This is a genomic window from Emticicia sp. (genome assembly GCF_049241225.1).
GTDB lineage: Bacteria > Bacteroidota > Bacteroidia > Cytophagales > Spirosomataceae > Emticicia.
On record NZ_JBMLRC010000180.1, the window covers coordinates 1 to 12,964 of the forward strand.

At 38.0% G+C, this 12,964-nt stretch carries 9 protein-coding genes and 1 pseudogene; 3 read left to right on the forward strand and 7 right to left on the reverse strand.

The annotated features are described in order from the left end of the window. Window positions 1-519: 519 nt before the first annotated feature. The 3 genes from ACOVO2_RS10190 to ACOVO2_RS10200 all read right to left on the reverse strand — a co-directional run bounded on the left by ACOVO2_RS10190 (window position 520) and on the right by ACOVO2_RS10200 (window position 4,624). Complete coding sequence (locus ACOVO2_RS10190) at window positions 520-1,905, reverse strand: DEAD/DEAH box helicase (protein ID WP_421769865.1); 1,386 nt, start codon at window positions 1,903-1,905, stop codon at window positions 520-522. A gap of 44 nt (window positions 1,906-1,949) precedes the next feature. Then, the gene (locus ACOVO2_RS10195; RefSeq protein WP_421769866.1) at window positions 1,950-3,929 is read right to left on the reverse strand and encodes a hypothetical protein; all 1,980 of its coding nucleotides are present in this window, start codon (window positions 3,927-3,929) and stop codon (window positions 1,950-1,952) included. Window positions 3,930-4,078: 149 nt separating this feature from the next. Then, window positions 4,079-4,624 carry a YqgE/AlgH family protein gene (locus ACOVO2_RS10200; RefSeq protein WP_421769867.1) on the reverse strand — a complete coding sequence of 182 codons (546 nt, stop codon included), beginning with the start codon at window positions 4,622-4,624 and terminating at the stop codon, window positions 4,079-4,081. Window positions 4,625-4,946: 322 nt separating this feature from the next. On the opposite strand from ACOVO2_RS10200, the gene ACOVO2_RS10205 reads away from it, so the two are divergent. Continuing rightward, window positions 4,947-5,201, forward strand: coding sequence for a hypothetical protein (locus ACOVO2_RS10205; protein WP_421769868.1), 255 nt, complete (start codon window positions 4,947-4,949; stop codon window positions 5,199-5,201). Between the two features lie 289 nt (window positions 5,202-5,490). Here the strand turns inward: ACOVO2_RS10205 and ACOVO2_RS10210 are convergent, their stop codons facing one another. From ACOVO2_RS10210 to ACOVO2_RS10225, 4 genes are all read right to left on the reverse strand, one after another. Next, window positions 5,491-6,549 (reverse strand): hypothetical protein, encoded by a 1,059-nt coding sequence (locus ACOVO2_RS10210; protein ID WP_421769869.1) that lies wholly within the window; start codon window positions 6,547-6,549, stop codon window positions 5,491-5,493. A 331-nt stretch (window positions 6,550-6,880) separates the two neighbouring features. After that, the gene (locus ACOVO2_RS10215; protein ID WP_421769870.1) at window positions 6,881-7,429 is read right to left on the reverse strand and encodes a hypothetical protein; all 549 of its coding nucleotides are present in this window, start codon (window positions 7,427-7,429) and stop codon (window positions 6,881-6,883) included. An 89-nt stretch (window positions 7,430-7,518) separates the two neighbouring features. Further along, window positions 7,519-8,688: an MFS transporter gene (locus ACOVO2_RS10220; protein WP_421769871.1), complete on the reverse strand. Its 1,170-nt coding sequence runs from the start codon at window positions 8,686-8,688 to the stop codon at window positions 7,519-7,521. Window positions 8,689-8,854: 166 nt separating this feature from the next. Continuing rightward, entirely contained in the window at window positions 8,855-9,514 is a 660-nt protein-coding gene (locus ACOVO2_RS10225; protein WP_421769872.1) for an HAD family hydrolase, read from the reverse strand. A 163-nt stretch (window positions 9,515-9,677) separates the two neighbouring features. Here ACOVO2_RS10225 and ACOVO2_RS10230 point away from each other — a divergent pair, with 163 nt between their 5' ends. Both ACOVO2_RS10230 and ACOVO2_RS10235 read left to right on the forward strand, forming a co-directional pair. After that, window positions 9,678-12,251 (forward strand): T9SS type A sorting domain-containing protein, encoded by a 2,574-nt coding sequence (locus tag ACOVO2_RS10230; RefSeq protein ID WP_421769873.1) that lies wholly within the window; start codon window positions 9,678-9,680, stop codon window positions 12,249-12,251. Between the two features lie 58 nt (window positions 12,252-12,309). Then, window positions 12,310-12,964, forward strand: a pseudogene (locus ACOVO2_RS10235) (excinuclease ABC subunit A); the annotation flags it as partial.

Here is a 12,964-nt window from a genome sequence, read left to right on the forward strand (position 1 = left end):
CCATCCCTTCGGGATTCTGCTTGACATTCGTCTCATTTCTATAATCATTTCATCCATTCGGGATTTATTAATGACATTTCTACAAATAAAAACTTCTCAATATTGAATATTAAAAACTAATAATGCCCGAAAAAAATTTATTTATCGGGCATTCGTAAGTTTTGATTCTAATGCTTATTTTTAATTATTCCATCACTTCGGGATTCTGCTTGATATTCGTCTCATTTCTATAATCATTTCATCCCTTCGGGATTTATTAATGACATTTCTACAAATAAAAACTTCTCAATATTGAATATTAAAAACTAATAATGCCCGAAAAAAATTTATTTATCGGGCATTCGTAAGTTTTGATTCTAATGCTTATTTCTAATTATTCCATCCCTTCGGGATTCTGCTTGACATTCGTCTCATTTCTATAATCATTTCATCCCTTCGGGATTATCTTTACGATTTTCCTTTTCTGTTAAAAAGCTTATAAACTTTCTGTAAACTTGTGGTCTATTGACCGTGAACTACTTATCTCTTAGAACCTTTACTGCTTTTTGAAAAACCATATTTTTTCCCACCCGAAGATGAGCTTTTTGATGATGAACCTCCCCCACTTTTACCCGAAGTCATCGCCTTTTTCTTGGCAGCGGCAGCTCTTGGATTTTTCTTTTCGTGGAACGCACCCTTGAAAGTTGGGTCTTCTTTTTTGCGTTGGTTATCAATTTCGAGCAACATCGCTTGGTTTTCATCAAATGGTGTCGGAGCGATTTCTACATCGAGCGGAATCAACTCACGAGGAATTTCCATGCGAATAATTTTCTCAATTTTTTTGATGTGATATTCCTCAGCAGGCGTCAAGAAAGTGATGGCTTCGCCGATATTGTTGGCTCGCCCAGTTCGCCCGATTCGATGCACGTAATCTTCATAAATGAGCGGTACATCAAAATTTATTACGTGGCTAACATTCTGAATATCAATCCCTCTGGCCGCCACATCGGTCGAAATCAAAACTTTTACATCACCTTCACGAAAGGCATCCATCGAATTAATACGAGTATTTTGGCCTTTGTTGGCGTGAATCACTCTAATATCGCCTTTGGCTATGATTGGCCCTTTGAGTGCTTCAAAAACCTTATCGGCAATGTCTTTTGAGCGAGTAAAAATAATCGTTTTTTGTATCTCGCCAGTCTTGAAAAGATACGCCAAAATATTGATTTTTGTTTGCGTATTTGGCACTGGAAACATTCGTTGCTTAACGGTTTCGGCAGTAGTAGCTTGCGGAGAAACTTCGATACGAGTAGGAAATTCGAGGAATTCGTAAGAAAGTTTCTCTACTTTTTCGGGAAAAGTGGCCGAAAACAACAGATTTTGTCTTTTACGAGGAATTACCTCCAAAATACTACGAATCTGCGGCATAAAACCCATATCCATCATCTTATCGGCTTCGTCCAAAATCATCACTTTGATGTCTTTTACGCCAATTTCGCCACGCAAATACAAATCCATGAATCGACCAGGAGTCGAAACAATAATATCAACACCCGCCTGAATGGCTTCGATTTGAGTTTTTGGGCCAAGGCCACCATAAAGTGCGATGTGACGAATATCGGTATATTTTGCTAATTCTCCCACCGCTTTGTCAATCTGAATCACCAACTCACGAGTAGGTGCAAAAATCAAGCATCGAGGCAATTTCCCCTGTGCGTATTTTACTTTCATCAAAACCGGCAAAAGATAAGCAGCAGTTTTGCCAGTTCCAGTCTGGGCAATTCCCAAAACATCGTGCCCTTGCAAAGTCAACGGAATGGTTTTCTGTTGAATCGGCGTGGGTATTGTATAACCAGCATCAGCCACCGCATTGAGTAGCTGACGATTAAGCTCAAATTGTTCAAATGTATTTTCTATTTCTTCCATAGGCCCCTCCCTGCCCTCCCCGACAGGGAAGGTTCACTTATAATTTAATTGGTAATTTTTAATTCTTTAAATGTTCCTTCAAAGCCTTCTTCAAAGCCCGAAGTGTATTTCGCCCAAAAACGAATTTTTGTAACTCTCTGATTATCAACACCCTTATTCAAGAAAAAGTTACACGCTTCGGCTTGGGTGGTTACTTTTTGATTGATGAATACACCTCCACGCAAGATTTTATCAATCACTCGGAAGTTTTCTTGACGGCCGTTTTCATAAGTTACCAAGCAATATAAATAAGGTGGTTGAAAAAATAACCTCGCCAATTTTCCTTTGGTGCTGTAATTAATTTTTGCCGAAAAACGAATCGGACTCGCTGATTTTGGTAACGAAATATCTTCGTTTAGTTTAAATTTAATACTTGATAAATCGCTGTATACCAAACCTTTAAGTACCTTATTTTTTTGAAACAAATAAAATGTATCTTGCTGAATGACGGTCGTATCGGTCAGAGCATAATTTCTCAAAAGTGCCTCACTCAAATCGGTTTCTACCCAAAACGGATTTTGCTCACGGAATGCTTCGGTGCGAAATAGTACAAATTCGGGAGCAGTTTTTGAGAGATATTTTTCGCCATTTTTTTTCATCAACCAATCGCTATTGGCTTGATAAGATTGTATGATTGGGCGTGGATTATAATTCAGTTGATTGAAATAAATATGCGAAATCTGATGCGGAACAATGTCGATACTGGCTTTTCCTACTTTAGCCATCAGGTCGTTTGGTAATTGCACTGGCGAATTTTTGAAGTTGTCGTCATATTCGTAGCTAACGAGCCTTTTTAGGTAATTTATAGGATTTTTCTGTTCCAAAATTTCTACTAAATCTTTTCCTGAAAATCCTTTCTCCGAAATTTTCTGCGAAATACTGGTTGGCGGATAAGTCAGTAAATATCCTTTGAGGGTCTTTTCTCCAATATAAAAACGAATCAGCTGGGTGGCCAGTAATTGTAAGCACAAAACAGCCACAAACATTCGCCCAGCCCAAATCTTGTACGAGTTTTCGGCAAATAAATAAATCAAAGCGGCCAATGGGGGCATCAATAAGAAAAACCCGAAAATATTATACGCTCCAACGGCCGTGTGGGCTTGTTTGAAACCCAAAAACCAAGCAAGTGCAATGAGCAGATATAAGTAAACGCCCTCGAAATTTTTCTGAAAAATTGAACGAAAAGACTTGAAAACAAAAGCCAAAACGACCACCACAATCAATGCCTCAAAAAATAGTAAAGAAAGTAATTCTTTGGTAGTCAGAAGCATGGCAGCCATTGCATCTTGGTAGGCATCAATGATTTTTAGGCTGGCTTCGAGATACGCTGGAATATCTACATGCAAGATAAACGAAAGTGCATAAGTCAGTAAAATCTGGGCAACCCAGCAAACAATAAGCGTACGAAGCGTAAAGGCTTTAATCAAACCAAAATAGACCAAAGATGCACCAAAAAGGCCATAAACTATAATACTTAGGTTTACTTTTATGTAGAAAATGAGCACCGAAATTAGAACCGCCAACAACAAAGCAGCCGAATTACGCGTACGAAGGGCATAAAGCAACCAAAACAAAAAGAAATAGAAAAACGTAAATGAAGTATCAGAGATAAAACCCCACGGCATAAAAATTAATAACGACGAAACCGCTACAATCCACCAATTTTTACCTGCTTTCTGAAAACAAAACTTAATGATAATCAGGTAATTAAGTAGCGTAAAAACTTCGGCTGAAACCAAGACCCAAATCGGAACGCTTCTGGGTAAAAGTCCAGTATTGAGATAGCCCAGCGGACCGTAATTAAAAATAAAATCATGCCCGAAAACGAAGCCTTTATCAATCGCCATCACAAGCGACTCGTGCCACGAAGCATCTATATTAAAACCCGCATAACCTGCTGGAAGCGATAACGAAAAGTAGATTAGCCCGAAAAAAACAAGGAATAAAGTCTGACGATTAAAGAAGCCTGCCGTTTCTGATTGCATTGAATATCATAAAGTAAGACGTGAGACAATAGACATGAGATATGAGAAAAGGCGTTCTTCTATTGTCAATTATCTAATATCTTTTGTCTAATTTTTCACAAAAATAGCTTAAATCACAGCTAAAAACTGACTTATGGGTATAATTATTTCTAATTCAATCGTGGGTCGGTTGGGTAATTTGATAAAACTTTATACTGCCCACCCATGCGTTTGAGTACTTCACGCCAAAAATTTTTGCTTGGAGTTTCAAAAATCAAGCTAGCATCAGGGTTTGATACTATCCAAGAATTTTGCTTCAATTCTCCCTCTAATTGGCCTCCTGACCAACCCGAATACCCAATAAATAAGCGAATATCGCTTTCTGTTATTTTTCCGATATTGATTAAAGTCTTTACTTGCTCGAAATCGCCCGACCAAAAAATCCCATTTCCGATATCAATCGCCCCTTCAATTTCATTGCCTAAACGATGTATGAAATGAAGGGTATTTTGTTCAACCGGCCCACCCAAATAAAGAGGGAGTTCACCATAAATATTATCCATTACATCGTCTAACTTCAAGTTTGTCAACTGGTTTAGTACCAATCCAAATGCCCCTTGCTCGTTATATTCGCATAATAATACCACACTTCGCTCGAAGTTTTTATCTCCTAAAAATGGTTCGGCAATTAGTATTTTTCCTTTATCTAACTTCATATGTAATCGATTTTCTAAGCTAAAATTCTCTTCCGACTGAATCGTATTCTTTAGCCTAATCTCATTCAATTAATTTGTTTTGCACAATATCTAAAAAAATATTCTTTTTTCTAAACCCAACATTAAGGAGTTTTCGTATATGCATTTATCAAAGCACTACCAAAGTAGTATTTCTTGTACTACCACCTATACAAAATTGTTTCTTAGTAGTTCACTTTATTTATTAAATAGAGAGCTAAATTTATTGTGTCTCTCCATAATTATCGGATATTTTTTAATATATCATATTTCAATAATTATTAACTATACTTAATTAAAAAAAATGGAACAATTTAACGCTTTCGAAATCGATGTAAATGATGTAATTGGTGGAGCAACAATTACTACTCCTACTATCGTAATTCCTTCTGCAACTGTTAATCTAACTTCTGTTATTACCACAGTAGGAACAACTGTTGGTGCTGTAGTAGGTGGAGTTAGTGGTTTATTGACAAGCACTAGAAACTCGTTATCTTCAGCTTCTTTAAATGCATCAGTTAACATTGGAACTTCTGTTGGAACTAGCACTAGTCGCTAATTCAAAGGACCCAATGAGTGAAGAAGGGAATGGATGATCTTTAAGTAATCGATAGCCAGTAGTATCTTAAAATACTAATTATCAGCGTTTTACAAAAAAAAACAATTACCGATCACTTCTGACCCTCTACTTACCCAATTAGATTTTGAATCTTTTATCTATAGAACAAATGATTCGAAATAGAAGTATTATTGAGCTTCCTCGGAAGCTCAATTTTTTTTGTAGTCCCTACAATCAAAAAGGGCCACCTCAAGAGAGGTGGCCCTTTTTGATATATTTTTTTGAGAAATTATTTCTTCAAAATCATTTTTTGAGTTAATGGCTTATTGCCAACTCTTTGTACACGAATCGCTAATTCAGTAGCAGGAAGATTTTCTGGCAATTGATATGCTCTACGTAAATCTTTCACTAAACCCTCTCTGTGCATAACAGTTGTACCGTCTTGGTTTGTTACATCTACTGTGATTTGCTCGTTTTCGTTCATTCCGCTCAACTTCAAGAAGTACTCTCCTTCTGTTGGATTTGGATAAACACCAATCTCAGCTTTGATATTGCGGCTTCTTGCAAGTGTAAACAATGCACCGTTTTTTAAATCAGTTGAAGCAGAAAGTTTTGAATCTTCCAAAACATCCCAAGTACCTCTTTTCAAGTAAGCTACTTCTTCTAAGCCTGATTGTCCGTTTACTGAAAGTTGAGCTGAACCTTTCACCGATTCTGATTTCAATGTCCAGTATTCGTTTTCATTGATAGTTTCAACATTCTCAGAAACTTGTCCAGAAATGTTCAATGGACTTCTGTAAACGTATGAAGCCGAAAGCGTTTGACTTTCTGAGTTACGAGCAACATTGAATGAACGGAAGTTTGTGCCATCGCCCAATGGGAATTCGAAAGCCTCGTTTCCTTCTTTCGTTACTACACCTCTTACGTGTGAGAAGTCAGAAGCACCATTGTGTTTTGCATCGGCCGAAAATACTAATGGATTTGTTGATGAAGATTCAATTACGCCACGACGGAATGAAATTGTTTCGTTTACACGCACCGGTGTTTCGAGCTTCACATCGTTATCCAACATTAATTTACTAAATGAAAGCTCGTTTTTGCTTTTGATAAGTTGAGTTCCATTACCATCGAAAACCGCCACCCCTGTTGATTGAATAGAGCTAAGATTTTCTAAGTTTTTTTGGAAGTGAACTTTACCATTGTTGGTAATTTTACCTTCATTTACCACATCGGTATTGAAACTTACGACTGCACCTTCGCTTACGTAAATGTCTGTGCTATTGACAAACTGTGCATTAACATGGCCAGCCAATAAGCAGACGCCAAGTGAGTAGATGACTTTTTTCATATATTAATACGTTTATCTTGTTTTCCTGATATAAAGGTAAATACTTGTTTCAATAAGAAAAAACTTTCTTACTAAATTTTATTTAATGGTCAACAACGTTTTATTGAGAGGTTATTGGATACTTTTTAATAATTTCCTAGTGATATATGTGATAAAACTAAGCAATTATCATTCCATACGCAAGTATTTGCTTATAATTCTGATGAGTGGTAGCATTTCTGAGAAATGTTTTTTTATTTAATGGTAAATAAAGAATTGGTATGTGGCTTGTGGCGAGAAAAAACTGCTCAAAAATCAATTTGAGCAGTTTCCAGTTCGCTTATCAAGATTGTTAAAAAGAGTAACCTATACTTAAAGATAATACATCTACTGAGGGACTCGTGAAAATAAAGTGATTGTTTTCCAGTTGGTCAATCGGTTCTCTGGGTGTTATTTCTAACAAAAATGGCATAACCAATGCTCTATAAAAAACACCTTTGGCTTTTTTTTGATGACGATAACCTATTTTGGGAATTAATGTGGCAGCAGTATTATATGGACTACCCGAAAAATTAACAAAATCGGCGGTTTTATCTATAATCAAACTCATCCCTAAATCAAGGTAGTGGGTTTTCTTGCCCTGCAAAAAATCTACCCCAATGAATAATGCTTTTAATCTTTTGGTGCTTTCTCTCAAGGGTAAATGATAAAAACCTACGTTGGCAGTCGTTATCCACTTCTTTTGCCTTAAAACTCGCTCATAATTAATACTATATATTCGAGTAAATGCAGGGGCAGTTATGCTTACAGCGTTCTTATTGAGTCTAATGTTATCATCTTGTGCCAATAAACTTGACCAAGAAAATAGAATAGATAGAAGAACTAAATATTTTGTTTTCATGAATTAATTTTAAAAAAGTTTAAATGGAATAGAAATTACATCTAAGTTATTAAAAAATTAAAAACAACTATTCGCAATAAGCATTTTTCTCAATACAATTTCACTCGATTCACCAGAAAAGCCCAAACAAGTGCCAAAACTGCTACTATCGAAAAAGCAAAAGGAAGACTGATACTTTTTGAGATAAAACCAATCAAGACTGGCCCAGCCAAAAAACCGCCCATGCTAAAAGTATTCATGGTAGCTAAACCTGCACCCTTGGCCATGCCTGGCACACGAGCCGCACTTCCATATAATATAGGAGCTCCGCAAGATACGCCTGCACCCACGAGCGTAAAACCCAAAATGGCAGTAATTGTGTAAGGAAAAATAATGGCCAACGTAATACCCAAAGCGGCGATAATTCCGCCCGTGCGAAGTACGGCATTGCCGCCGAAACGAGGAATGAGAGCATCGCCTACGAAACGCCCCAACGACATAAACATTGAGTAGCCAGCCAAACCCCAGCCAATGAAATAATCGTCGGTCTGAACGATGTCTCGCATATAAACCGCCGTCCAGTCGGCCATTGTTCCTTCGGTTACGTTGGTGCAGAGGCTTATCAGAATCATTAATAATAAAGCTCCTTTCGGAAGAATAAATTTTGCTCCACCTCCTCTGCTTTCTTCTTCGGTTATTTTTTCTTCGTGAATACCTAAAATCGTTGGTCGGAGTAGCAGAACCAAAGCTGTAATCACAACTGCGATGGCCCCCATCTGTAAAGCTGGTTCGATTTTCATTCCACGCAAAATACTGGCAGCGATTGAACCAAACATCAGCCCTGCACTAAACATTCCGTGGCAAGTTGACATAATATTGATGCCATACTGATGCTCAAGGCTCGTTACGCAGGTATTCATGGCCACGTTCGTCACCGAAAGGCACATTCCTACAATTATCAGGATAAAAGATGTAAGAGGCAACCAACTTGCACCAACTGGACCAATAAATGTGGTAGCCAGTAAAATCAGCCCGATAATCGTTGTATTGAGCATTCCGAAGCGATTGATGAAAAAGGTCGAAAACGGATTCATGACCGTTGCTCCGATAGGAAAACTTAGCAGTAGTAAACCCAACTGGGCATCGTTTAAGTCAAATTTTTGTTTGATGTAGGGAATTAAAGTTGCCCAGTTTCCAAATAAAAACCCCACCGAAATAAAGACCATACCGATGGCCAAACTCTGTCGATGGGTAAAAAAAGTACGTAAATGAGTAAGCATTATAAATATTGTAGGACAGGTTTGTAACCTGTCAGTTGAAGCGATTATATTAATGGAGTTCTTTTTGGCTGTTAAAATATGGCACGCCGATGAAATGAATATTTCATAACGCTGATTTCCACAGATTTCTGTTTAATCTGTGGAAATCATAAACAATCTATAAAATCTATCCGACGATTTCTCTGATTTTCTGATAGGTAAGTCCTTCGTAATTGACAATGTAATCATCACAAGCTGGAAGTTCTTCTTTTTTGTAAGTAGAAAGCACTCCCACAACTTTTGCCCCTGCGGCTTTTCCTGCGGTAACGCCCGAGAACGAATCTTCAAAAACTACACATCTTTCGGGCGAAATATCTAAGTTTGAGGCCGATTTTAGGTAAACTTCGGGGTTTGGTTTGTGAGCGTTTACATCTTCGCTGGCCAATAATGATTGCATTTTATCACGCAGTGGCAGTTTGCTCAAAATCATTTCCATATTCAGATAAGGTGCCGAAGTTGCGATGCCCGTTCTGACGCCATTGGCTTTTAGGTCTTCGATAAATTCGATTAAACCAGCAATTGGCTTCACGTGTGCTTCGTAGATTTCACGAAAAAGAGCTTCTTTCTCAAACTCCATACGGTCGAATTCTTCGCCTATGATTTCTCTTTTGAAAAAATGTTTCAGAATATAACTATTGCTTTTTCCGTACATGTGAGCAATAAATTCTTCTTCACTTGATGCGATTTCGTGCTTATCAAGAAAGGCTTTCCAAGCAAGCGAATGGTAAGGATTTGTGTCGCAGATGACACCGTCCATATCAAAAATAACTGCGAAAGATGTTTCCAATTTTCTTTTGGGTAATTTAAGTTTTATTTGCAAAAGTACGCTTTTTCAAGGCCAGATTCTATCATTTGATTTACTAAAATTAGCACTGGATTGATTGTTTATCTCTTAAAAAACTTATTTTTGCTTTAAATTACTATTATTCACCACCGAAAATAGCTTATCGATGCCTCACAAGTTTTTGTTTACTTTCAACAAAAGTGTCTTATTATCAACCTTTTTTGCAGTATTGAGTTTTGGGGTTTTGGCTCAGATCAACGTTACTTTTCCTACAAACAGAATTGTCTTTCAGCGAAACAACGATAATATAGGTTTTGTCAATATTATTGGTAATTACTCAGAAGAAATTGATAGAGTCGAGGCCAAACTCACACCAATTGTAGTTGGGCAAGGTGTAGAAACCAATTGGGCAGTAGTACAAGACAAACCCAAAGCTGGGTATTTTACTGGAAAAATACAAGGACAAGGTGGCTGGTATCGACTAGATATCAGAGCAATAAGAAACAACAGCACGATTCAAACGGTAAGCATCGAAAAAGTAGGCATTGGCGAGGTTTTTATAGCACTGGGGCAATCAAATGCTCAAGGAATACCCAATTTTGGAGCAAAAGGAGCAACTGACGATAGGGTAAATGCCATAAACTTTCAGAATAATAATGTGCTGAGTCCGCTACCCGAAAATCTTAATTTTGTACAATTAGGTGAAAATGTAAATGTTGCTCCGCAAGGCGATGGCCCATGGTGCTATGGCGAACTGGGCGATAGGCTCGTGCGAAGACTGAATGTGCCAGTAGCATTTTTTAATGAAGGACTTTTGCTGGTTTCGGTTATTAATTGGCGAGAAAGTGCCGAAGGAAAACCCACTTTCAATTTTGTGTTAGACGTTGGCGGACGTTTTCAGCTACCGAATGGTTTGCCTTACATTAATCTTAAAAATACGTTACAATATTACGGTGCTTTGATGGGTGTTCGGTCGCTACTGTGGATTCAGGGCGAAACCGATAATTCGCCCAATAGGCTTTCGGCCGATGCTTATACTACGAATCTTCAACGAGTGATTGATATTTCGAGAAATGATTTCGACGAGAATCTTACCTGGATGGTGGCTCGAACATCGGTTACATATTTATCCCCTTCGAACCCCGAAATTATCGGCGGACAAAACCGAATTATTAACCGAGCAGGAAATAATGTATTTGCGGGGCCATTCACTGATAATCTACAAATTCCGAGACTTGACGGTGTACATTTCAGAAATGTGCCTGGCAATATGGGCATTTCGCTTTTGGCAGAAAGTTGGGATAAATCGCTGGACGATAACTTCTTTCGAAATTCAAAACCGATTTTGGCAAAACCAATCATCGAACCCGAAATCAGCTGCGATGCCAATAATCGTGTAAGCATCAAACTACCCGAAGGCTTGCAAAGCTACGAATGGTCGAATAATGCCAAAACAAACCAAATTACGGTCGATAAAGGAATTTTTACGGTGGCAGTAAAGGACCAGAGAGGAAACAAATTGATCGTTCCAAGTATCAATACGAATGTGATATACCCTGCCACCAAACCAAGCATCACATCTGATAAAAATTTAGAATTTTGCACCGATGGCTCGGCCAGAGTTGAGCTTACAGCCAATATGATAGGGGCAAAATCATACATCTGGAGTTCGGGAGAAAATACACAGAAAATCTCTGTTGGTAATACTGGTGAGTTTATGGTAAAGGCCAAAAATGAATTTGGCTGTGTGTCGGAAGTTTCAGACAAAGTATCTGTAAAAGCAAATCCGATTCCAATGAAGCCTAAAATTACGGTCTCGCCAGCCAGTAGCGTTTGTGAGGGTGAAAATATTATACTTTCAGCAGATGCAAACCAAAATATTATTTGGAGCGATAATAGTACTTTGCCAGATTTAAAATTAAGTCGTATTGGAGCTTATGAATTATCAGTAAAAGCAAAGAGCGATGCGGGCTGCTTCTCAACAGATTCTGATATAGTAAAAGTTGAAATAAAACCGACTCCCACGGCTCCCAAAGTGAGCATTTTGCCTGCAAGTAATATATGCAAAGGCGATACCATAAAACTTTCGGTCGATAATAATAAAATACTTTGGAGTAATAATGACACTACTAAACTATTGAAATTAACAGAAGTAGGTACGTACCAACTTTCTGTAAAGATAAACGATAAATTTAGTTGCGTTTCTCCATCAACAATATTACCAACTTTAACTATAAACCAACCTCCCCAACAACCAACAATTGCCCAAATAGGTCTTTTCAATTTAACCATTTCGAGTTCAGATCTTACCAGAAACGACCAGTTTGAATGGAAAAAAGACAAAGTAATTTTCTCAAGAACAACAACTCAGAATCTGAAAGTTACTCAAGATGGCAACTATCAAGTCTCTACGATTCGCACCTACCAAACACCTAATAATCAAACCATTAGCTGTTCGTCAACAGATTCAAATATATTTACTTTCAAAGCCTCAAGTAATCTCGTGACGGTCTATCCAAACCCCGCAAGCAACCTCCTTTATATCGACACCAAAGAGACTATCAAAAACTTAGATGTGAGTATCTTTAATCTCATAGGAAAACAGGTATTAAACTTCAGGGCAGAAGATACTGCCGAACGCAAAGAAGTCGATCTAAAAGGGCTGGAAAAGGGTTCTTACATTATCCGAGTCAAAGGCGAAGGCTACGAAGGTTCGTCTCGCTTAATTATACAAAGATGACGAAACTATATTGCCCTAAAAATAGTTAAATTAGTTCGAGCTATTCTTTAACAATTGAATGAATAATACCCAAAACACGCATCATACCGACGTCGAATCTCTTGACCCGAAGCAATACATCATCATCAAGGGAGCAAAAGTAAATAATCTCAAAAATATTGATGTGGCAATTCCCCGCAACAAGCTTGTGGTAGTCACGGGGTTGTCGGGAAGTGGCAAATCTTCGTTGGCTTTCGATACACTCTTTGCCGAGGGGCAGCGTATGTACGTCGAAAGTTTGAGTTCGTATGCTCGTCAGTTTTTGGGTCGAATGGAAAAACCCGAAGTCGATTATATCAAAGGTGTTTCGCCAGCGATTGCCATCGAACAGAAAGTTGCCACCAAAAACCCTCGCTCAACGGTCGGAACAACCACTGAAATCTACGATTACCTAAAACTTCTTTTTGCCCGTGCGGGTATCACTTACTCGCCTGTTTCGGGACAAGAAGTACGTAAAGATACAGTAACCGATGTAGTGAATTTCATTCTTTCGCACGAAGAAGGCACAAGGGTAATGGTGCTAACTCCTCTGAAAGTAAAAGAAGGCCGAAAAATAGAAAAAGAATTAGAGCTTTTGCTCCAAAAAGGTTATACTCGTATTGTAGTAGATGGAGAAATAAAGCAAATCGAAGACCTACAAGAAGCAAAAATAAAACTCTCAGAAGAACAAGATT